This is a genomic window from Pseudomonas oryzihabitans (assembly GCF_007665395.1).
Classification (GTDB): domain Bacteria; phylum Pseudomonadota; class Gammaproteobacteria; order Pseudomonadales; family Pseudomonadaceae; genus Chryseomonas; species Chryseomonas psychrotolerans_C.
In genome coordinates this window covers 282,657-303,118 of the sequence record NZ_VDND01000003.1, presented here as the reverse complement: position 1 = coordinate 303,118, position 20,462 = coordinate 282,657, and the positions used below count along the sequence as shown (strand labels likewise).

General features: G+C 65.1%; 20 protein-coding genes. 4 read left to right on the top strand and 16 right to left on the bottom strand.

The window, feature by feature from the left end; all coding sequences use genetic code 11:
* Position 1: 1 nt before the first annotated feature.
* From FSV73_RS08935 to FSV73_RS08905, 7 genes are all read right to left on the bottom strand, one after another.
* Positions 2-619 carry an FKBP-type peptidyl-prolyl cis-trans isomerase gene (locus tag FSV73_RS08935; RefSeq protein WP_145006913.1) on the bottom strand — a complete coding sequence of 206 codons (618 nt, stop codon included), beginning with the start codon at positions 617-619 and terminating at the stop codon, positions 2-4.
* 44 nt (positions 620-663) lie between these two features.
* Positions 664-822 (bottom strand): DUF2256 domain-containing protein, encoded by a 159-nt coding sequence (locus FSV73_RS08930; protein WP_145006911.1) that lies wholly within the window; start codon positions 820-822, stop codon positions 664-666.
* Positions 819-2,369, bottom strand: coding sequence for a cryptochrome/photolyase family protein (locus FSV73_RS08925; protein WP_145006909.1), 1,551 nt, complete (start codon positions 2,367-2,369; stop codon positions 819-821). The genes FSV73_RS08930 and FSV73_RS08925 overlap by 4 nt, the downstream gene beginning before the upstream one ends.
* A complete protein-coding gene (locus FSV73_RS08920; RefSeq protein ID WP_145006907.1) occupies positions 2,366-2,671 on the bottom strand; it encodes a DUF6482 family protein in 306 nt (101 codons plus the stop codon). The genes FSV73_RS08925 and FSV73_RS08920 overlap by 4 nt, the downstream gene beginning before the upstream one ends.
* Before the next feature lie 141 nt (positions 2,672-2,812).
* The gene (locus tag FSV73_RS08915; RefSeq protein ID WP_145006905.1) at positions 2,813-3,301 is read right to left on the bottom strand and encodes a TIGR00645 family protein; all 489 of its coding nucleotides are present in this window, start codon (positions 3,299-3,301) and stop codon (positions 2,813-2,815) included.
* A 74-nt stretch (positions 3,302-3,375) separates the two neighbouring features.
* The gene (locus tag FSV73_RS08910; protein WP_145006903.1) at positions 3,376-3,717 is read right to left on the bottom strand and encodes a hypothetical protein; all 342 of its coding nucleotides are present in this window, start codon (positions 3,715-3,717) and stop codon (positions 3,376-3,378) included.
* A 162-nt stretch (positions 3,718-3,879) separates the two neighbouring features.
* The gene (locus tag FSV73_RS08905; RefSeq protein ID WP_145006901.1) at positions 3,880-6,324 is read right to left on the bottom strand and encodes a Lon protease family protein; all 2,445 of its coding nucleotides are present in this window, start codon (positions 6,322-6,324) and stop codon (positions 3,880-3,882) included.
* A 228-nt stretch (positions 6,325-6,552) separates the two neighbouring features.
* On the opposite strand from FSV73_RS08905, the gene FSV73_RS08900 reads away from it, so the two are divergent.
* From FSV73_RS08900 to FSV73_RS08890, 3 genes are all read left to right on the top strand, one after another.
* Complete coding sequence (locus FSV73_RS08900) at positions 6,553-6,897, top strand: hypothetical protein (RefSeq protein WP_145006899.1); 345 nt, start codon at positions 6,553-6,555, stop codon at positions 6,895-6,897.
* Between the two features lie 69 nt (positions 6,898-6,966).
* Positions 6,967-7,830 carry an EamA family transporter gene (locus tag FSV73_RS08895; RefSeq protein ID WP_145006897.1) on the top strand — a complete coding sequence of 288 codons (864 nt, stop codon included), beginning with the start codon at positions 6,967-6,969 and terminating at the stop codon, positions 7,828-7,830.
* Positions 7,831-7,871: 41 nt separating this feature from the next.
* Complete coding sequence (locus tag FSV73_RS08890; RefSeq protein WP_145006895.1) at positions 7,872-8,366, top strand: gluconokinase; 495 nt, start codon at positions 7,872-7,874, stop codon at positions 8,364-8,366.
* A 17-nt stretch (positions 8,367-8,383) separates the two neighbouring features.
* Here the strand turns inward: FSV73_RS08890 and FSV73_RS08885 are convergent, their stop codons facing one another.
* The 9 genes from FSV73_RS08885 to FSV73_RS08845 form a co-directional block, all read right to left on the bottom strand.
* A complete protein-coding gene (locus FSV73_RS08885; protein WP_145006893.1) occupies positions 8,384-9,178 on the bottom strand; it encodes a thymidylate synthase in 795 nt (264 codons plus the stop codon).
* 420 nt (positions 9,179-9,598) lie between these two features.
* Positions 9,599-10,495, bottom strand: a complete 897-nt coding sequence (locus tag FSV73_RS08880) for an ABC transporter permease subunit (RefSeq protein ID WP_145006892.1) — start codon at positions 10,493-10,495, stop codon at positions 9,599-9,601.
* Positions 10,492-11,400 carry an ABC transporter permease subunit gene (locus FSV73_RS08875; protein ID WP_145006890.1) on the bottom strand — a complete coding sequence of 303 codons (909 nt, stop codon included), beginning with the start codon at positions 11,398-11,400 and terminating at the stop codon, positions 10,492-10,494. The genes FSV73_RS08880 and FSV73_RS08875 overlap by 4 nt, the downstream gene beginning before the upstream one ends.
* On the bottom strand, positions 11,397-12,551 hold the full coding sequence (gene potA / locus FSV73_RS08870; RefSeq protein ID WP_145006888.1) for a polyamine ABC transporter ATP-binding protein: 1,155 nt from the start codon (positions 12,549-12,551) through the stop codon (positions 11,397-11,399). The genes FSV73_RS08875 and potA overlap by 4 nt, the downstream gene beginning before the upstream one ends.
* A 54-nt stretch (positions 12,552-12,605) precedes the next feature.
* Positions 12,606-13,664: a polyamine ABC transporter substrate-binding protein gene (locus tag FSV73_RS08865; RefSeq protein ID WP_186309204.1), complete on the bottom strand. Its 1,059-nt coding sequence runs from the start codon at positions 13,662-13,664 to the stop codon at positions 12,606-12,608.
* Positions 13,665-13,812: 148 nt separating this feature from the next.
* Complete coding sequence (locus FSV73_RS08860; RefSeq protein ID WP_145006884.1) at positions 13,813-14,910, bottom strand: polyamine ABC transporter substrate-binding protein; 1,098 nt, start codon at positions 14,908-14,910, stop codon at positions 13,813-13,815.
* 105 nt (positions 14,911-15,015) lie between these two features.
* On the bottom strand, positions 15,016-16,374 hold the full coding sequence (locus FSV73_RS08855) for an aspartate aminotransferase family protein (protein ID WP_145006882.1): 1,359 nt from the start codon (positions 16,372-16,374) through the stop codon (positions 15,016-15,018).
* Positions 16,375-16,397: 23 nt separating this feature from the next.
* Positions 16,398-17,756: a glutamine synthetase family protein gene (locus tag FSV73_RS08850; RefSeq protein WP_145006879.1), complete on the bottom strand. Its 1,359-nt coding sequence runs from the start codon at positions 17,754-17,756 to the stop codon at positions 16,398-16,400.
* Between the two features lie 34 nt (positions 17,757-17,790).
* Positions 17,791-18,540 (bottom strand): gamma-glutamyl-gamma-aminobutyrate hydrolase family protein, encoded by a 750-nt coding sequence (locus FSV73_RS08845; protein WP_145006877.1) that lies wholly within the window; start codon positions 18,538-18,540, stop codon positions 17,791-17,793.
* Positions 18,541-18,946: 406 nt separating this feature from the next.
* Between FSV73_RS08845 and FSV73_RS08840 the strand changes: the two genes are divergently transcribed.
* Entirely contained in the window at positions 18,947-20,323 is a 1,377-nt protein-coding gene (locus FSV73_RS08840) for a glutamine synthetase family protein (RefSeq protein WP_145006875.1), read from the top strand.
* Positions 20,324-20,462 lie beyond the last annotated feature (139 nt).

The window sequence follows — 20,462 nt, the reverse complement described above, 5'->3', positions numbered from 1 at the left end:
CCTAGAGGACGTCGAGCAGCTCGACGTCGAACACCAGCACGCTGTGCGGCGGGATGCCGCCGACGCCCTGGGCGCCATAGGCCAGTTCGCTGGGCACGTGCAGGCGCCACTTGCTGCCCGCCGGCATCAGTTGCAGGGCCTCGGTCCAGCCGGCGATCACGCCGCCCACCGGGAATTCGGCCGGCTGGCCGCGCTGGTAGGAGCTGTCGAACACGCTGCCGTCGATGAGGGTGCCGTGATAGTGGGTGCGGACCTGGTCCTCACGGGTAGGCGTGGCGCCCTCCCCCTGGGTGAGCACCTCGTATTGCAGGCCGGAAGGCAGCACCACCACGCCAGGGCGCTCGGCGTTGGCTTTCAGGTAGTCGACGCCTTCCTGGGCAGCCGCCGCGGCCTTGACCTTCGACTCTTCCTGCATGCGCTCACGGATGACGCGGAAGCTGGCGTTCAGCGCGTCGACGTCCACCCGGGAGTCCTGACCCTCGAAGGCCTCGTTCAGACCGGCGAGCACGGCGGCCAGCTGCATGCCGGGGACCGGATTCTGGCGCAGCTGATCGCCCAACTGGCGACCTATGCCGTAGCTGACGCGGGCTTCGTCGGTATCGAGCAGGATGTCGTTCATAGCGGCCTTTCCATCGTGACAAAAAAGGAGGCGAGCCTAGCACATCAGGGGCTCGGCTCGCCGCCCGGGAGACTGCCGCGCTGGCGGCGGCACCGTTCGGAGCAGTAGCGCACCTCGTCCCAATTTCTCGCCCATTTCTTGCGCCAGGTGAAGGGTCGCTGACAGGCCGGACAGAGCTTGGTGGGCAGATCGGCCTTCTTCACAGGGATTCTCCCGCGTCGAGACGCGCCAGCAGGTCCTCGCCCCGCTGCCAGAGCGCCCGCTGCCGCTCCGGCGCCTGGCGGTCGAGATTGCGATAGAGATTGAGCATGCGCGGATAGCGGGCGAATCGCTGCCGGTGGCGGATGAGGAAATGCCAGTAGAGGGCATTGAAGGGACAGGCCGTCTCGCCCAGCGCCTCGCCGACCTGGTAGCGGCAGTCCTTGCAGTAGTCGGACTGGCGGCGGATGTACTGGCCGCTGGCGCAATAGGGCTTGCTCGCCAGGTAGCCGCCGTCCGCATGCATGACCATGGCCTGGGTATTGGGCAGCTCGACCCACTCGAAGGCATCCAGGTACACCGCCAGGTACCATTCGCCGATGGCCTGGGGCGCGATACCCGCCAGCAGGGCGAAATTTCCGGTGACCATCAGTCGCTGGATGTGATGGGCATAGGCCAGCTCCAGCGTCTGGCCGATGGCCTCGCGCATGCAGGCCATGTCCGTCGCCCCGCTCCAGTAGAACTCCGGCAGGGCGCGCGTGTTGCCCAGGACGTTGAGGTCGGCGTACTCGGGCATGCGCAGCCAGTAGACGCCATGGACGTATTCACGCCAGCCGATGAGTTGACGGAGGAAACCCTCGGCACTGTTGAGCGGCACCCGGCCCTCGCGATAGGCGGCGTCCACGTCCGCGCAGAGCTGGCGCAGGTCCAGCAGTCCGACGTTAAGCGCCGCGCTGATGCGGGCGTGATGCAGATAGGGCTCACCGCGGGCCATGGCGTCCTGATAGCTGCCGAATTCCTGGAGTCCGGTGGCCAGGAAGTGCTGCCAGAGCCGCTCGGCATCGGCGCGGGTCACCGGATAGTCGAAGCCGTCCAGCCGCCCGTAGTGATGGGCGAAGGTCCGGCCTATCAGGTCGAGCACCTCGCGGGTACTGGCATCGGGGGGACAGCTGAGTACCTCGGGAGCGGCATGGCCCTTGGGCAATGCCTTGCGGTTGTCCTGGTCCAGGTTCCAGACGCCACCACAGGGCTCGTCCGGTCCCGCCATCAGCCAGCCGTGCCGCCTGCGCATCCCGCGGTAGAAGGCTTCCATGCGCAGTTGCCGGCGGTCGCCGGCCCAGCGGGCGAAGGCTGCCCGGCTGCAGAGGAAGCGATCGTCGCCCTGCCACAGCAGGGGCACTGCCAGGTCGAGCTCGCGGAGCGCCCGCTCCAGCCGCCACTCACCGGTCTCGGTAAGGCGGACCTCGCTCGCGCCCAGCGCCTGAGCCCAGAAGGCGATCTCGGCCGGCAGCGAGCCCTGGTTCCCAGGATCATCGAGGGTGCGGTAGTGGACCTGGAAGCCGCGTTCGCGCATTTCCGTAGCGAAATGGCGCATTGCACTGAAGATGAAGGCGATCTTGCGCGGATGATGCGGGACGTAGCTCGTCTCGCTGCGGACTTCCGCCAGCAACAGCACGTCCTGGGCTGGATCGGCATCACGCAGGGACGCCAGCCGGGGCGACAGCTGATCACCGAAGACCGGCAGCAGGCGCCGGATGGCGCCCGCGCTCAAGAGGCGTTCCGGTAGTTCAGGGGGATCTTCAGGGGCGCGGAAGAGCGCGGCGCCATGCCGACCATCTCGTCGTAGGCACTGTGCTGGATGAGAAAGCACGGCACTGCCGGCAGCTCGGCCAGCAACCGCCGGGCCTGGGCCGCCGAGCCCAGCCGGTAGAAGTGGCCGTCGCGCCCGGTCAGGCGCGCGCGCCCGTCATGGGTGAGCACTTCGAGCACATAGAAGCCGCCCTCGATGGACAGCAGATTGAGTTCTCGCACCTCTCCGGCCTGGGCGCGCTGGGTCAATTCCGGCAATTGCATGGGGACCTCCGGGTCGAGGTCGGCGCCGGGGCGGCGCCGATCACAGCGGTCAGCAGTGAATAACCTAGGACAGCCAAGCGCAGCGGCGCAATCCACAAAGCGTAAGCGGAGATGCCAGCGGCAGACGAACGGGCGGCAATCTCAGTGCTTGGTCAGGCGATCCAGATAGCCCATGGCGAAGGCCGAGATCACGAACACCAGGTGGATGATCACATACCACTTGAGGTATTCGGGATTGGTGTTCTGGGCGTCCATGAAGATACGCAGGAGGTGGATCGAGGAGATGGCGACGATGGAAGCGGCCACCTTGTTCTTCAGCGACCCCGAATCCATCTTGCCCAGCCAGCTGAGCTTCTCCGAACCCTCGTCGATGTCCAGCTGGGAGACGAAGTTCTCGTAGCCGGAGATCATCACCATGACCAGCAGACCACCCACCAGCGCCATGTCGATGAGCGACAGCACCAGCAGGATCAGCTCGGCTTCGGTGGACTCGAAGATGTGGGGGAGGACGTGGAAGACTTCCTGGAAGAACTTGAGCGCCAGCAGGATCAGCGCCAGCGACAGCCCCAGGTAGATGGGTGCCAGCAGCCAACGGGAGGCGTAAAGGACTTTCTCGATCAGACGTTCCATGCAGACTCGCTCGGTTCAGGACAGCCGCGCGAGTATACCGACACCGCTACCAACGACAATGCGACGCCTTGTCGTCAGGCGTCGGGACCGACCTGGAAACGGACCTGATGCTGGGCGCGTTCGCCATTCATCTTGCGCAGTTCGCTCTGCATGTGCAGGCGCCAGATCTGGGTTTCCTCGACCTGGATGTAACCCTGCTCGACCAGGTTCTCGGCGATGGCAGTCATGACACCCTCGGCCGCCTTGGGACCATGGAAGGGGCCCTGGGCCTTGATGGCGGTAGGTTGCTGACCGTTCAGGCCGGCGGCGCACAACAGCGTCCACAGGCCCTGCTCCTGACCGAGCGGCTTGATTTCGCATTCGATACGGGTGACGAGGCCCAGGCAGGGACGGATCAGGGTAATGGTGCGGGACATGGCGTCATCCTCTCGAAGCGCTCGATGCTCACCGGTCCTAGGGCCAGAGGTATCCACAGTGGCTGTGGACAACCCTGTTGGTCGACAGGGGGCAAGCGGGTCTGGGCGCCGTGCTACTTGGGCTGCGACGCCTTGTACAAAATCCGACCTGCCCCCTGGAACTCAGTTCTCCTCCGTTTCGTTGTTTTTGCCTTTTGCCTTGGAGTTATCACTGAGTTTGTCGGCCAGTTCATCTTCCAGCTCGAGCTCGGCAATTTCCTTGAGACGCTGCACCACCCGGGCATTGACGCTGCCGTCCGGGAAGCGGCCCTTGGCATCGGGGGCCCCGGCCGGCTCGCCGACCAGCAGCGACAGGGCCTCGTCCGCCTGACGCACGGCATAGACGTGGAACCGTCCTTCGCGCACCGCTTCCAGCACGGTTTCGTCGAGCATCAGGTTGGTGACGTTGGCGCGCGGGATGATGACGCCCTGCTCGCCGGTCAGGCCGCGGGCCTGGCAGAGGCGGAAGAAGCCCTCGATCTTCTCGTTCACCCCGCCGACCGGTTGCACCTCGCCGAACTGGTTGATGGAGCCGGTGATGGCAAAGCATTGCTTGAGCGGCGTGCGGGAGAGCGCCGAGATCAGGGTGCAGGCCTCGCCGAGGGAGGCGCTGTCGCCATCGACGTAGCCGTAGGACTGCTCCAGCGCGATGCTGGCCGAGATCGACAGGGGAAATTCCTGGGCATAGCGACTGCCGAGGTAGCCGGTGAGGATCATCACGCCCTTGGAGTGGATGGGCTGGCCAAGGCTGACCTCGCGCTCGATGTCGAGGATACCGCTGGCGCCCGGGTAGACGGTGGCGGAGATCCGCGCCGGCATGCCGAAGGCGGAATCGGCCACTTCGAGCACGGTGAGGCCGTTGCACTTGCCCACCGCCGCGCCCTGGGTGTCGATGAGGATGAGGCCGGTGAGCATGTCGTCCAGCACCCGCGCGCAGACGCGGCCGGTGCGGGTCTCCTTGGCCTTGAGGGCACGCTCGACGTGGCCCTTGTCGGTGCGCTCGTCACCGGCCAGGTGGCGGATGAAGTCGGCCTCGCTGACCAGCTGGAAGAGATCGCCGATGCGCGCCGACAGGCGCCCCTGGTGCTCGGCCAGGCGCGCGCTGTAAGTCGCCAGACGCGCGACGGCCGCCGACGTCAGCGGCGCCATGCCCTCCTCCGAGGTGCGCGTCTTGAGCAACTGGGCGAATTGCTCGAGGCTCTCGTCGCGCAGCGGCAGCTCCTCGTCGAAGTCCACCAGCACCCGGAACATCTCCTGGAAGTCCGAATCGACCTCCTGCAGGGTGTAGTAGATGTTGCGCGAGCCGATGATGATGACCTTGAGTTGCAAGGGGATCTGCTGCGGCGCCAGGCTCATGGCGGTGAGCCGCCCCAGCTCCGCCAGCGGCGATTCCATCTTCAACTGACGCGAGTGCAGGGCGCGCTTGAGCGCATCCCAGACGAAGGGCTCGGTGAGCAGCTTTTCCGCCTCGACGATCAGGAAGCCGCCATTGGCCCGGTGCAGCGCGCCCGGGCGTAGCTGGCGGTAGTTGGTATAGAGCGCGCCCTGGTCGGACTGGTATTCGATGCGGCCGAAGAGATTGTCGTAGGTGGGGTGGGGTTCGAACACCACAGGGGCGCCACCGGTGACGTGGTGACCGATGATGAGATTGGGCTCGTACTGCTCGCGCAGTTCCTTGCGCCGCTGCATGTCGGGCTTGGCGTCGTCGGCCAGTTGCTCGACCACCGTCTTCAGCAGGTCCACCTGCATGGCCTGCAGATAGGCGCAGACGCCGGGGTGGTCGGTGTACTTCTCCGACAGCGGCGCGAGCAGCGGCTGCAGGGCCTGGATGATGGTGTCTTCGTTGAGCGCCCGCAGCTGGTTGCTGGATTCGCGCCGCCACTGCGGCAGGCTGGCCAACTCCTCGTTGAGGCGCTCCTCGAGGCTGGAGATGTCGGCGTGGAAGCGCTCGCGCTCGGCTTCCGGCAACTGGGCGAATTCGGCTTCGTCCAGGGCCTTGCCGTCCTTCATGGGGGTGAAGGCGACGTTGTTGGCATCGCGGTAGAGTGCGATTTCCTTGTCCAGGGCGAGTTTTTCCACCACGTCCAGCGCCTGGTCGTAGCGCTGGTTGAAGGCGCGCTCGATGGCGTTCTTCTTCTGCTGGAAGGCCGGGTGCTCGAAAACGGCCGGAAAGGTGGCCAGCAGGTTGTCGATGAAGTGGGCGATGTCGGCGACGAAGGCCTCGCCCTCCCCCGGTGGCAGCTCCAGGACGCTGGGCGCGCGGGGCTCCTCGAAGTGATTCAGGTAGACCCAGTCGTTCGGCGTGGGCTGGCGCTTGGCCTCGGCCTTGAGATAGCGCTGAACGAAGGAGAAGCGCCCAGTGCCCGGCTCGCCCATGACGAAGACGTTGTAGCCGGGCCGCGGCATGGCGACGCCGAACTGCAGGGCTTCCACCGCGCGCTCCTGCCCGAGGATGCCGCGGAAGGGCTCCAGCTGATCGGTATCGGCGAAGGAGAATTGCTCGGGGGCGAAGGGGCGGGTCAACTCATCGGGAGCGAGCCGGAGACCGGCCGCGACGGGATCGTGCATCGTAAGTCCTTGTCAGGCATGCAAGCAGTGTCCGCATTCTGCGACCGGGATGACGACGGAGGCAAGGCGAGTGGCGCTCCGCTGCGCATTTAAGCGCAGCGGCTGGCAGGGGCTGCCGCGACGTCCGTCGGTATTTTCCCGCCGCTGCGTTTTTTGACGAATTTCTCACGGAACGCCAACTAAGCTCTGTTCATGGGGATCAGTCGTAGGATCCCGTGAGGAGGCCACATGGCTGTCTCTCGTCGTCTCGTTATGCTGTTCGTCCTGCTGTCCGCGCTCGCGGGCTGCACCAGCTATCACGATCAACTGATCGCCAAGGGGTATCCACCCGCCTATGCCGATGGCTTCAGCGACGGCTGCCAGACCGGCAAGCAGGCGGTCAACGGCATCGGCTACGAGCACAAGGACGCGCGCCGCTTCGCCGCGGAGAAGCCCTATCAGCAGGGCTGGGAGGCGGGCTATGCGCAATGCGTGCAGGTGGCCCAACGCGAAGAACAGCAGCGCTTCGCCGACCAGGTGAGAGAGAACCGCGAAGGCGCCGAGCAGTTGCACCTGCGCTCGAAAACACGCTGAGGTCGCCGCCGGCCTTGCAGCGCGGACAGGATGACCTATGCTGGCGGGCCCGCTAGTCGAGCCCTGCCGATGTCCTCCCGCTCTCCCCTGTTCGCCGTGGCCCTGCTGCTGGTCGCCATGACCTCCATCCAGGCCAGCGCCAGCCTGGCCAAGACGCTGTTCCTGCGCCTCGACCCGGTGGGCGTCACCACGCTGCGGTTGATCTTCGCCGCCCTGGTGTTGCTGGCCGTGTTACGGCCCTGGCGCACCTTCCGCCGCGAGGCGCTGGGTAGCCTGCTGGGCTACGGCGTCGCCATGGGCGTGATGAACCTGAGCATCTACCTGGCGATGCAGCGCCTGCCGATCGGCATCGCCGTCGGCCTGGAATTCGTCGGCCCGCTGGTGGTGGCGCTGTGCGCCCTGCGCCGCTGGCTGGATCTGCTGTGGATCGCCCTGGTCATCGCCGGGCTGGCGGTGCTGCTGCCCTTCGGTCACTCCGCCTCGGCCCTGGATCCCCTGGGCACCGCCCTGGCCCTGGGTGCCGGCGCCTGCTGGGCGCTGTACATCGTGCTGGGCAAGCGCGCCGGTGCGGTGCATGGCACCGCTACCGTGGCCCTGGGCGCGACCATCGGCGCCCTGGTCATCCTGCCCCTGGGCATCGTGCACAGCGGCGGCAACCTGTTGCGACCCGACATCTGGCCGCTGGCCCTGGGGCTGGCGCTGCTGTCCACGGCCCTGCCCTACGCCTTGGAGATGATGGCCCTGACCCGCCTGCCGGCCGCCACCTTCGGCACCCTGATGAGTCTGGAGCCCGCGCTGGGCGCGCTGTCCGGCTGGGTCTTCCTCGGCGAGATCCTGGGCGTCGCCCAGTGGTTCGCGCTGGCCTGCATCATCGCGGCCTCCATGGGGGCGACCTGGAGCAGTCGTCTGACCCCGGAGCAAACGCCGCTCTAGACACTCTATAACGAGGCGAATCCTCACGCGGAGTGCCGACGATGATCTATCTGATAATGGGCGTCTCGGGCAGTGGCAAGACCACCCTGGGCGAATTGCTCGCCAAGCGACTGGGCTGTCGCTTCGACGACGCCGACACCTTTCACAGCCAGGCCAACAAGGACAAGATGGCCCGCGGGGTGCCACTCACCGACGAGGATCGTTGGCCCTGGCTGGACGCCATCCACGATGCCATGCGCCAGGCCCAGGCCGAAGGCACCACCCGGGTGTTCGCCTGCTCGGCGCTCAAGCGGGTCTACCGTGATCGCCTGCTGCAAGGCCTCGACGGGATCTGCCTGCTATTCCTGAAAGGCTCGCCGGAACTGCTGGCCGAGCGCATCGGCAGTCGTCGCGGCCACTTCTTCGATCCCAAGCTGTTGCAGAGCCAGCTCGACACCCTGGAAGCGCCCGACCATCTCGAAGCCCAGGTACTGGATGTGCGCCAGTCGCCCGAGCAGCTGGTGGATGAGGTACTGGCGCTCGGCCGGAGCGCCTGAGCCCTACGGCTGCCGCCTCAGACCGCGACCGGCGCCTTGATGTGCGGATGGGCCTGGTAGCCTTCCAGCTCGAAATCCTCGAAGCGGAAGGCGAACAGGTCCTGCACCTCGGGATTGAGCTTCATGGTCGGCAACGGCAGCGGCTCGCGCGTCAGTTGCAGATCGGTCTGCTCCAGGTGGTTGGCATAGAGGTGGCAATCGCCGCCGGTCCAGATGAACTCACCCGGCTGCAGGCCGGTGACCTGGGCCACCATCAGCGTCAGCAGCGCATAGCTGGCGATGTTGAAGGGCACGCCGAGGAAGATGTCGGCGGAGCGCTGGTACAGCTGGCAGCTCAGGCGACCGTCGGCGACATAGAACTGGAACAGGGCATGGCACGGTGGCAGCGCCATCTCGTCGACCAGCGCCGGATTCCAGGCCGAGACGATCAGCCGGCGCGAATCGGGTTTGGCGCGGATCATGTCCACCACCCCGGCGATCTGGTCGATGTGCCGGCCATCCGGCGCCGGCCAGCTGCGCCACTGGTAGCCATAGACCGGCCCCAGCTCGCCGTTCTCGTCGGCCCATTCGTCCCAGATGGAGACGCCGTTGTCCTTCAGGTAGCGGATATTGGTATCGCCCTGCAGGAACCACAGCAGCTCGTGGATGATGGATCTGAGGTGGCACTTCTTGGTGGTGACCAGCGGGAAACCGTCGGCCAGATCGAATCTCATCTGGTAGCCGAACACGCTGTAGGTGCCGGTGCCGGTGCGGTCGCTCTTGAAGGTGCCGTGGTCGCGCACGTGGCGCATCAGGTCGAGGTACTGTTTCATGGGGGCCGCTTATCGTTGCAGTGCTTCGAATGTTAGCAAACAACGGCCCTCACCCTAACCCTCTCCCTAAGGGAGAGGAGATGAAAGGCCAATGGGCTGCTGGCCGGAGACGGCTACGGATCGCTGCAGTGCAGGTTGGTGCGATACCGGCAATGGCCCTCACCCTAGCCCTCTCCCTAAGGGAGAGGGGATGAAAGGCCACTGAGCTGCTGGCTGGAGACGGCTACGGATCACTGCAGTGCAGGTCGGCGCAGTACCTGCAATGGCCCTCACCCTGGCCCTCTCCCCGAGGGAGATGGGATGAAAGGCCACTGGGCTGCTGCCGGAGACGGCTACGGATTGCTGCAGTGCAGGTCGGTGCAGTACCTGCAATGGCCCTCACCCTGGCCCTCTCCCGGAGGGAGAGGGGATGAAAGGCTTCTAGCTGTTGGCCGGCGGCGCCGTGAGTGTCGCCGTTTCACGCTCGCGCTGGGTGATCTCCGAGGCCGTGGCGTCCATGGCTTCCTGCAGGCCCTGCAGGCGCTTCTTCTCGGCGCGGCGGGTGAAGTACCAGGCGAAGAAGGTGAACAGCGAGACCGCCAGCAGGATGAGGCTGGCGATGGCGTTGATCTCCGGCTTCACACCGAGCCGCACCGCCGAGAACACCTCCATCGGCAGGGTGGTCGAGCCGGGGCCCGAAACGAAGCTCGCCAGCACCAGGTCGTCCAGCGACAGGGCGAAGGACATCATGCCGCCCGCCGCCAGCGAAGGCGCGATCATGGGAATGGTGATCAGCAGGAACACCTTCCAGGGCCGCGCGCCCAGGTCCATGGCCGCTTCCTCGATGGACAGGTCCAGCTCGCGCAGGCGCGCCGACACCACCACCGCCACATAGGACGAGCAGAAGCTGGTGTGGGCGATCCAGATGGTGGTCACGCCGCGATCCTGCGGCCAGCCGATCAACTGCGCCATGGAGACGAACAGCAGCAGCAGCGACAGGCCGGTGATCACCTCGGGCATCACCAGCGGCGCGGTGACCATGCCACCGAACAGGGTACGGCCGCGGAAGCGCGGGATACGGGTCAGCACGAAGGCCGCCAGGGTACCGAGGATCACCGAGGAAATGGCCGTGTAGAAGGCAATCTCCAGGGAGCGGAACACGGCGCCCATCAGCTGGCTGTTGTCCACCAGGCCCACGTACCACTTCACCGACCAGCCACCCCAGACGGTCACCAGGCGCGACTCGTTGAAGGAGTAGATGACCAGGATGACCATCGGCAGATAGATGAACAGCAGTCCGAGCACCAGCATCAGGTTGGTGAACTTGAGGCCTCTCATAGCTTGCCCTCCAGTTCCTTGGCTTGGTTCCTGTTGAACAACACGATGGGCACGATGAGGATCAGCAGCATCACCACCGCCAGCGCCGAGGCCACCGGCCAGTCACGGTTGTTGAAGAATTCCTGCCAGAGCACGCGGCCGATCATCAGGGTCTCCGGGCCGCCGAGCAGTTCGGGGATGACGAACTCACCCACCGCCGGAATGAACACCAGCATGCAGCCGGCGATGATGCCGTTCTTCGACAGCGGCACGGTGATCTTCCAGAAGCTGGTGAAACGACTGGCGCCCAGGTCGCCGGCGGCTTCCAGCAGGGTCAGGTCATGCTTCACCAGGTTGGCGAACAGCGGCAGGATCATGAACGGGAGGTAGGAGTAGACGATGCCCAGGTACACCGCGAAGTTGGTGTTGAGCATCTGCAGCGGACTGCTGATGATCCCCAGGCTCATCAGGAAGCTGTTGATCAGGCCGTTGGTGGAGAGCAGGCCCATCCAGGCATAGACGCGGATGAGGATGGCGGTCCAGGTCGGCATCATGATCAGCAGCAGCAGCACTGTCTGCTTCTCGCGGCTGGCGCGGGCGATGGCGTAGGCCATGGGGTAGCCGATCAGCAGGCAGACCAGGGTGCTGATACCGGCCATCTTCAGCGAGCCGAGGTAGGCGTCCAGATACAACGGATCGCCGGCGAACATCAGGTAGTTGCCGAAGTTGAGCGCGATGTCCAGCTGCTGGTCGGCGTAGCTGAACAGCTCGGTATAGGGCGGGATGGCCACGTCCGCCAGCGAGAAACTGATCTTGAGCACGATCAGGAACGGCAGCAGGAAGAACAGGAACAGCCAGACGAAGGGCACGCCGATGGTCAGGCGGCGGCCATCGAGCAGGCGCTTGAGCAAGGGAGGTCTGGTCATGCTTGCAGTACCACGCCGCTGTCGTCTTCCCAGTACACCACCACGGCATCGTCCCAGGTGGGGCGCTTGCCGAGGCGCTCGGCGTTGGCGATGAAGCATTGGACGACGGGGCCGGTCGCCAGCTTCACGTAGTACACCGAGTGACCACCCAGGTAGGCGATGTCCTGCACGGTGCCGCTACACCAGTTGTAATCGGGGTGTTCATGATCCGCCGGCAGGCTGGTGCCCATCAGCAGCTTCTCGGGACGCAGGGCGAAAGTGATCTGCTTTTCCTGAGCCCGGGTACTGATGCCGTGGCCGATGTAGATCGGGCGCTCCAGTTGGGGACTGTGGATGATGGCGTGGTCGGCACCGTCGTCGGTCAACTCACCGTCGAAGAGGTTGACGCTGCCGATGAACTCGCAGACCAGGCGGCTCGCCGGGGTCTCGTAGATGTCCATGGGGCTGCCCACCTGGGCGATCCAGCCCAGGTGCATGATGGCGATGCGCTCGGCCATGGTCATGGCCTCTTCCTGGTCGTGGGTCACCATCACGCAGGTCACGCCCACGCGCTCGATGATCTCCACCAGTTCCAGCTGCATCTGCGAGCGCAGCTTCTTGTCCAGGGCACCCATCGGCTCGTCGAGCAGCAGGAGCTTGGGCCGCTTGGCCAGGGAGCGTGCCAGGGCCACCCGCTGGCGCTGGCCACCGGAGAGCTGGTGCGGCTTGCGCTTGGCGTACTGGGTCATGTGCACCAGCTTGAGCATCTCGGCCACGCGGGCGTCGATCTCGGCCTTGGGCAGCTTGTCCTGCTTGAGACCGAAGGCGATGTTCTGCTCCACGCTCATGTGCGGGAACAGCGCATAGGACTGGAACATCATGTTGATCGGCCGCTCGTAGGGCGGCATGTCGGTGATGTCCACGCCATCGAGGAAGATGCGGCCCTCGCTGGGCCGCTCGAAGCCGGCCAGCATGCGCAGCAGGGTCGACTTGCCCGAGCCCGAGCCGCCGAGCAGGGCGAAGATCTCGCCCTTGTTGATGGTCAGGGAGACGTCGTCGACCGCGACGGTTTCGTCGAACTTCTTGGTGACCCGGTCGATCTTGACCAGGACTTCCTTGGCTTTCTTGTCGCCGGTGGCGGCTTTCTTGAAGGCACTGGTGGCAGTCGCCATGTACATCTCCCCTGGAAAATCGGGGACCGGCTCGGCCGGTCCGCTTAGCGTTGGTTACTTGCCGGACTTGACCCGCGTCCAGCTGCGGGTTTCCAGGCGCAGGATCTGCGGGGGCAGTTCCTTCATGACGTACAGCTTGTCCATCACCGCCTGTGGGGGATAGACCGTTTGGTCCTGCCGCAACTCGGCATTCATCAGCTCGCCGGCCTTGGGATTGGGGTTGGCATAGCCGACGTAGTCACTGACCTTGGCGATCACCTCGGGCTGCAGCAGGTAGTTGATGAAGGCATGGGCCTCCTTCACGTTCTGCGCATCCTTGGGGATGGCCAGCAGGTCGAACCAGAGATTCGCGCCCTCCTTGGGAATCGCGTAGCCGATCTTGACGCCCTTCTTCGCTTCCTCGGCACGCGAGCGCGCCTGGAAGACATCGCCGGAATAGCCGAAGGCCACGCAGATGTTGCCGTTGGCCAGGTCCGAGATGTACTTGGAGGAATGGAAATAGGTGATGTACGGCCGCACCTTCAGCAGCTGTGCCTCGGCCTTCTTGTAGTCGTCAGGATTGGTGCTGTTGGGGTCGAGCCCCAGGTATTGCAGTACCGCCGGGTAAACCTCATCGGGCGAATCCATGAAGGAGACACCGCACTTGCTCAGCTTCTTGAGGTTCTCGGGTTCGAACAGGATGGCCCAGGAATCGAGCTTGTCGGTACCCAGGGCAGCCTTGACCTTGGCGACATTGTACCCGATGCCGTTGGTGCCCCATAGGTAGGGAACGCCGTATTGATTGCCCGGATCGCTCTTTTCCAGCTGCTTGAGCAGCGCCGGATCGAGATTCTGCCAGTTCGGCAGCTGGCTCTTGTCCAGTTTCTGGAAGGCGCCGGCCTTGATCTGCTTGGCCAGGAAGTTGCTCGAGGGCACCACCACGTCGTAGCCGGTGTGGCCGGCGAGCAGCTTGCCTTCGAGGGTTTCGTTGGAGTCGAAGACGTCGTAGACCGGCGCGATGCCGGTGGCCTTCTGGAAGTCCTCCAGCGTGGTCTCGCCGACGTAATCGCTCCAGTTGTAGACACGGACGGTCGGCTCGGCGACGGCCGTGCCCATGACGGTCAGGGTGGTCATGGCCAGCAGGGTGTTACGCAACGAAAGCACGGGCGGCTCCTTGATCGGTGGGCATCGAGGCCGAGGCCTTTCAGCGGTCCATACAGACGGACGGCACGCCGGAGCTTCTCCGGCGTGCCGTCCTTTCATCCGCACGCGGCGGCGGACCTCACTTGCCGGACTTGATGGTGGTCCAGGTGCGCGTCATCAGACGCTGGGTCTTGGCCGGAAGATCCGGGAAGGCGTACAGCTTGGTCATGGTTTCCTGGGTCGGATAGATACCCGGGTTGGTGCGGATCTCTTCGGCTACCAGCGGGGTCGCCGCCTTGTTGCCGTTGGGATACTGCACGTAGTCGCTGATCGCCGCGATCACCTTGGGCTCCAGGATGTAGTTGATGAACTTGAGCGCCCCCTCGGGGTTCTCGGCGTCCTTCGGGATGGCCATGGTGTCGAAGAAGGTGCCGGCGCCTTCCTTGGGAATGTTGTAGGCCACGGTCACGCCGTTCTTGGCATCGGCCGCGCGGGCCTTGGCCTGGGCGATGTCGCCGGAGTAGCCGACGGCCACGCAGACGTTGCCGTTGGCCAGGTCCGAGATGTACTTGGAGCTGTGGAAATAGGTGATGTACGGACGCACCTTGAGGAACAGGTCCTCGGCGGCCTTGATCTCCTTGGGATCCTGGCTGTCCGGCTTGTAGCCGAGGTAATGCAGGCCGGCGGGAATGATCTCGGTGGGCGAATCCAGCACGGCGACGCCGCAGCCCTTGAGCTTGGAGAGGTTCTCCGGCTTGAAGATCAGGTCCCAGGAATCCACCGGGGCGTTGTCACCGAGGGCGGCCTTGACCTTGGCCGGGTTGTAGCCGATGCCGATGGTGCCCCACAGGTAGGGAATGGCGTACTGGTTGCCCGGATCGCTGACTTCCAGGGTCTTCATCAGCTGCGGATCCAGGTTGCCGTAGTTGGACAGCTTGGACTTGTCCAGCGGCTGGTAGACGCCGGCCTTGATCTGCTTGGCCAGGAAGGAGTTGGACGGCACCACCACGTCATAGCCGGAACGCCCGGCGAGCAGCTTGGCCTCGAGAGTCTCGTTGCTGTCGTAGACGTCATAGACCACCTTGATCCCCGACTCCTTCTCGAAGTTGGCGATGGTGTCTTCGGCAATGTAGTCGTTCCAGTTGTAGACGTGCAGGACCTTGGGGTCCGCCGAGGCGTTACCGGCGAAAAGGCCGGCCAGGCTCAGCGCTAGAAGAGTCTTGCCAAAAACATTCATGCGGTGGTGCTCCTCAAGTCATCGTTGGTCTGTTGTATCGGTGCGCGGCCAGCGCCCGCGCGCAGTCTGGCAAGGTCCGCCGCTGGGCTCAAGCCTGGCAGGCCATCAACCGCCTCCGCGCAGCACCGCGAGGGTCTGGTCGAGGCTGCGGCGAGCCAGGGTGACGAGCTCGTCGATGGATTCCGGGGTGATGACCAGCGGCGGGGCGATGATCATGGTGTCGCCCACCGCGCGCATCACCAGGCCATTGCGGAAGCAGTGCTCGCGGCAGAGCATGCCGGCCCCACCCTCGTAGCGCGCCCGCGTCTGCTTGTCGCGCACCAGCTCCAGCGCCGCCAGCATGCCCACGCCGCGGGTCTCGCCCACCAGCGGATGGTCGGCCAGCTCGGCCCAGCGTTTCTGCAAATAGGGTGCCGTGCTGCTGCGGACCCGCTCGACGATGCCCTCGTCGCGCAGGATACGGATGTTCTCCAGGGCCACCGCCGCGGCCACCGGGTGCCCGGAATAGGTGAAGCCGTGATAGAACTCGCCGCCTTCGTCGAGCACCCTGACCACCTCGTCCCGCACCACCACGCCGCCCATGGGCACGTAGCCGGAGGTCAGCCCCTTGGCGATGGGCATGAGGTCCGGGGCATTGCCGTAGTACTGGCTGCCGAACCATTCGCCGGTGCGGCCGAAGCCGCAGATGACCTCGTCGGCGATGAACAGGATGTCGTACTTGTCGAGGATCTGGCGCACCCGCGGCCAGTAGCTTTGCGGCGGAATGATCACCCCGCCGGCGCCCTGGATGGGTTCGGCGATGAAGGCGGCGACCCGCTCCTCGCCGACCTCGAGGATCTTCCGTTCCAGCTGGTCGGCCGCCCAGCGGCCGAAATCCTCCGGACTCATCTCGCCGCCTTCGCCGAACCAGTAGGGCTGCGGGATGTGCACGATGTCGGGGAGCAAGCCACCCTGCTCGTGCATCGCCGCCATGCCACCCAGGCTGGCCCCGGCCAGGGTCGAGCCGTGGTAGCCATTCCAGCGGCCAATGACCACCCGCTTCTCCGGCTGGCCCTTGGTCGCCCAATAATGGCGCACCAGGCGCAGTACGGTGTCGTTGGCCTCCGAGCCGGAGCCGGTGAAGAACACATGGTTCATGCCCTCCGGTGCCAGCTCGGCGATGGCCTTGGCCAGCTCCAGCGCCGGCGGGTGGGCGGTCTGGAAGAACAGGTTGTAGTAGGGCAACTCGCGCATCTGGCGGCTGGCCGCCTCCACCAGCTCCTCGCGGCCGTAGCCGACGTTGACGCACCACAGCCCGGCCATGCCGTCGAGGATGCGCTGGCCATCGCTGTCCCAGAGGTGGACGCCGGAGGCCTTGGTGATAATCCGCGCGCCCTTTTCGTTGAGCTGGCGATAGTCGGTGAAGGGCGCCAGCAGATGCCGGCGGCTCAGGTCCTGCCAATGGGCAGTGGTAAAGGTCGTCACTAAGCCTCTCCTCGGATCGTGCGTCAGACGCTGAGCAGCAGGAATTCCCGCTCCCAGGAACTGATCACGCGCTTGTAATTCTCGTGTTCGGCACGCTTGACCGCGACGTAGCCACGGGTGAAGCGACCGCCCAGGTAACGTTCCAGGGTGGCCGACTGCTCCATGCGCTCCAGGGCGGCTTCCAGGGTCAGCGGCAGGCGCAGGTTGCGCCGCTCGTAGCCACGGCCCTGCACCGGCGCGCTGGGCGAAACGTTCTCGACCATGCCCAGGTAGCCGCACAGCAGGCTGGCCGCCAGCGCCAGGTAGGGATTGGCATCGGCACCGGCCAGGCGATTCTCCACGCGGCGATTCTGCGGATCGGAATCCGGCACACGCAGCCCGACGGTGCGGTTCTCCTCGCCCCACTCCACGTTGACCGGCGCCGAGGTGTCGGGCAGGAAGCGGCGGAAGGAATTCACGTTGGGGGCGAACAGCGGCAAGGCCTCGGGGATGTACTTCTGCAACCCGCCGATATGGTGCAGGAACAGCTCGCTCATGCTGCCGTCGGGATTGGAAAACACCGTCTTGCCAGTCTTCAGGTCCACCACGCTCTGGTGCAGGTGCATGGCGCTGCCGGGCTCGCCGGTCATGGGCTTGGCCATGAAGGTGGCGGTGACGTCGTGCTTGAGCGCCGCCTCGCGCAGGGTGCGCTTGAAGACGAAGATCTGGTCGGCCAGGTGCAGCGGATCACCGTGACGGAAGTTGATCTCCATCTGGGCGGTGCCTTCCTCGTGGATCAGGGTATCCAGATCCAGCTCCTGGGCCTCGCACCAGTCGTACATGTCCTCGAACAGCGGATCGAACTCGTTGGCGGCGTCGATGGAGAAGGACTGGCGGCCGGTTTCCTGGCGGCCCGAGCGGCCTATCGGCGGCTGCAAGGGATAGTCGGGATCGTCGCTGCGCTTGGTCAGGTAGAACTCCATCTCCGGCGCGACGATGGGCTGCCAGCCGCGTTCGGCATAGAGCTTGAGCACCTTCTTGAGCAGGTTGCGCGGCGACAGCTCGATGGGAATGCCGCGCTTGTCGTAGGTGTCGTGGATCACCAGGGCGGTGGGCTCCAGGGCCCAGGGCACCAGGAACACCGCACGGTCGTCTGGTCGGCAGTGCATGTCGATGTCGGCCGGGTCGAGCAGTTCGTAGTAGATGTCGTCGTCGACGTAGTCACCGGTCACGCTCTGCAGGAGCACGCTCTCCGGCAGGCGCATGCCCTTCTCGTTGAGAAACTTGGCGGTGGGGGAAATCTTGCCGCGGGCGATGCCGGTCAGGTCGGCGACCAGGCATTCCACTTCGGTGATCTTGCGTTCTTTCAACCAGGCGGTCAGCCGGTCCAGCGGGGTGCTCATAAAGACCTCGAAGGTTCGAGCGGGGTGAACAGCATCAACGTCCGGCCGCGCGCTCCTTGCAGGCTTGGCCGAACGCCTTGAAGAGGGCGAGGTAGACCGGATGGCTGCGCACCTTCCATTCCGGGTGCCACTGCACGCCGCAGGCGAAGGTACGGGCCTCGCGGACCGAGACGGCTTCGATCAGCCCATCGGGGGCCAGGACCTCGGCGCGCAAGCCGGGGGCCAGACGGTCGATGCCCTGGCCATGGATGGAATTCACTTCGAAGCGCGGCGGCAGGTCGAGCGCCGCGAACACGCCACCCGGCAGGACCTCGACGGCATGGTGCAGGCCATAGTGCTCGTCCAGGGTTTCGCCACGCTCCCGATGGTCCATGAAGGGGCCGGCCTCGTGCACCTTCTGGTGCAGGCTGCCGCCAAAGGCCACGTTCATTTCCTGGAAGCCCCGGCAGATCCCCAGCACCGGCACGCCGGCCGCGACCGCCGCACGCAGCAGCGGCAGGGTCACGGCGTCCCGCGCCGCATCGTGCAGGGTACCGGGTTCGCTGGGCGTGCCCTGGTAGTGGCGCGGCTCGACATTGGACGGCGAGCCAGTGAACAGCAGGCCATCGAGCCGCTCGAGCAGGGCCTCGCTGGCGATCAGGTCGGCCAGTGCCGGAATCACCAGCGGCATGCCCTCGGCCCCCTCCACCACGGCGCGCAGATACTTGTCGCCGGCGATGTGGAAGGGGTGCAGACCTAGAGGCTTGGTGCAGGCTGTGACACCGATGAGCGGCAGCGCGGGCATGGGACACCGGGGTGATCGAAACTCTTTCGAGCCTAGTCTTGTTCGTTTTTTTTCACAACCACCGGCAAAAGGTTTCGAGATTCTGCACAGACGCCCTGAAATGGCGGTCTTCAGCGGTGGCGAAATGCGCCAAAAACAGGCGCCCGCGCACCACCCCCGAGCACGGCGGCCTCCAGTTGACTTTGGTCTGCCTTTCGGATTGACTCCAGGGTGGTAACTCCGCTGATTGATATTTTAAACAGGGGCGCTGACAAAGCGTCGGAGCGCAGGCGAGACCGTCCTCTCAGGTCGCTGTCGGATCGACAGCGGGCACTCGTGCCCTCACTGCGGTTGGCCCACTGGGCAAACAGGCGCATCAGGCGCTAACCGTTTTGTCGAGCGCAGCCAAAAGCAAAGGTGTTTCATCATGTCGGTACCCCCGCGTGCCGTTCGTTTGGATGAAGCGACCGACTTCCTCAGGGAACATCCTGAGGTCCAGTTCGTCGATCTTCTGATTGCGGATATGAATGGCGTGGTGCGTGGCAAACGCATCGAACGCAACAATCTGCCCAAAGTCTTCGAGAAAGGAATCAACCTCCCCGCTTCGCTGTTCGCCCTCGACATCACCGGCTCCACCGTGGAAAGCACCGGTCTCGGTCTCGACATCGGCGACGCCGACCGCGTCTGCTTCCCCATCACCGACACCCTCTCCATGGAGCCCTGGCAGAAGCGCCCCACCGCGCAACTGCTGATGACCATGCACGAGATGGAAGGCGAGCCCTTCTTCGCCGATCCCCGTGAAGTCCTGCGCCAGGTCGTCCAGCGTTTCGACGAACTCGGGCTCACCGTCTGCGCCGCCTTCGAGCTGGAGTTCTATCTGATCGATCAGGAGAACATCAACGGCCGCCCGCAACCACCGCGCTCGCCCATCTCCGGCAAGCGGCCCCAGTCGGTCCAGGTCTATTCCATGGACGACCTCGACGAATACGCCGACTGCCTGCAGGACATCATCGACGGCGCCCGCGCCCAGGGCATCCCGGCCGACGCCATCGTCGCCGAATCCGCGCCGGCCCAGTTCGAGGTCAACCTCAACCACGTCGCCGACCCGATCAAGGCCTGTGACTACGCCGTGCTGCTCAAGCGCCTGATCAAGAACGTCGCCTACGACCATGAGATGGACACCACCTTCATGGCCAAGCCCTACCCGGGCCAGGCGGGCAATGGTTTGCACGTGCATATCTCCCTGCTGGACAAGGATGGCCACAACATCTTCGCCGGCGAGGATCCCGAGCAGAACGCCGCATTGCGTCACGCCATCGGCGGTGTGCTCGAGACCCTGCCCGCCTGCATGGCTTTCCTCTGCCCCAACGTGAACAGCTACCGGCGCTTCGGCTCGCAGTTCTTCGTGCCCAATGCGCCGAGCTGGGGGCTGGACAACCGCACCACCGCCCTGCGCGTGCCGACCGGCACGCCGGAAGCGCACCGCATCGAGCACCGGGTAGCGGGCGCCGACGCCAACCCCTACCTGCTGCTGGCCGGGGTCCTGGCCGGCGTGCACCACGGCCTGACCCGGCAGATCGAACCCGGCCCGGTCACCGAGGGCAACTCCTACGAGCAGCACGAGCAGAGCCTGCCGAACAACCTGCGCGATGCCCTGCGCTACCTGGACGACAGCTCGGTGATGGCGGAATACATAGATCCCAAGTACATCGACATCTTCGTCGCCTGCAAGGAGCACGAGCTGGAGGAATTCGAACACTCCATCTCCGACCTCGAGTACAACTGGTACCTTCATACCGTATGAGCAGGGCCCGCCGGCCGGTCCCGCACCGGTCGGCCGGCGTCTCCGCCAGGCGCTGAAGCCCCAAGGCCGGCTTCTCGCCTGACGCTCCTCGCGCCAGAGGAGATAGACTGCGCTTCTCGAAGCATCCAAGCAGCAACCG

Excerpts from the sequence above, each read along its gene's own strand:
- FSV73_RS08935 (WP_145006913.1), bottom strand. The coding sequence starts at position 619 with ATGAACGACATCCTGCTCGATACCGACGAAGCCCGCGTCAGCTACGGC.
- FSV73_RS08920 (WP_145006907.1), bottom strand. The coding sequence starts at position 2,671 with ATGCAATTGCCGGAATTGACCCAGCGCGCCCAGGCCGGAGAGGTGCGA.
- FSV73_RS08915 (WP_145006905.1), bottom strand. The coding sequence starts at position 3,301 with ATGGAACGTCTGATCGAGAAAGTCCTTTACGCCTCCCGTTGGCTGCTG.
- FSV73_RS08910 (WP_145006903.1), bottom strand. The coding sequence starts at position 3,717 with ATGTCCCGCACCATTACCCTGATCCGTCCCTGCCTGGGCCTCGTCACC.
- FSV73_RS08905 (WP_145006901.1), bottom strand. The coding sequence starts at position 6,324 with ATGCACGATCCCGTCGCGGCCGGTCTCCGGCTCGCTCCCGATGAGTTG.
- FSV73_RS08900 (WP_145006899.1), top strand. The coding sequence starts at position 6,553 with ATGGCTGTCTCTCGTCGTCTCGTTATGCTGTTCGTCCTGCTGTCCGCG.
- FSV73_RS08895 (WP_145006897.1), top strand. The coding sequence starts at position 6,967 with ATGTCCTCCCGCTCTCCCCTGTTCGCCGTGGCCCTGCTGCTGGTCGCC.
- FSV73_RS08890 (WP_145006895.1), top strand. The coding sequence starts at position 7,872 with ATGATCTATCTGATAATGGGCGTCTCGGGCAGTGGCAAGACCACCCTG.
- FSV73_RS08885 (WP_145006893.1), bottom strand. The coding sequence starts at position 9,178 with ATGAAACAGTACCTCGACCTGATGCGCCACGTGCGCGACCACGGCACC.
- FSV73_RS08880 (WP_145006892.1), bottom strand. The coding sequence starts at position 10,495 with ATGAGAGGCCTCAAGTTCACCAACCTGATGCTGGTGCTCGGACTGCTG.
- FSV73_RS08875 (WP_145006890.1), bottom strand. The coding sequence starts at position 11,400 with ATGACCAGACCTCCCTTGCTCAAGCGCCTGCTCGATGGCCGCCGCCTG.
- potA (WP_145006888.1), bottom strand. The coding sequence starts at position 12,551 with ATGGCGACTGCCACCAGTGCCTTCAAGAAAGCCGCCACCGGCGACAAG.
- FSV73_RS08865 (WP_186309204.1), bottom strand. The coding sequence starts at position 13,664 with ATGACCACCCTGACCGTCATGGGCACGGCCGTCGCCGAGCCGACCGTC.
- FSV73_RS08860 (WP_145006884.1), bottom strand. The coding sequence starts at position 14,910 with ATGAATGTTTTTGGCAAGACTCTTCTAGCGCTGAGCCTGGCCGGCCTT.
- FSV73_RS08850 (WP_145006879.1), bottom strand. The coding sequence starts at position 17,756 with ATGAGCACCCCGCTGGACCGGCTGACCGCCTGGTTGAAAGAACGCAAG.
- FSV73_RS08845 (WP_145006877.1), bottom strand. The coding sequence starts at position 18,540 with ATGCCCGCGCTGCCGCTCATCGGTGTCACAGCCTGCACCAAGCCTCTA.
- FSV73_RS08840 (WP_145006875.1), top strand. The coding sequence starts at position 18,947 with ATGTCGGTACCCCCGCGTGCCGTTCGTTTGGATGAAGCGACCGACTTC.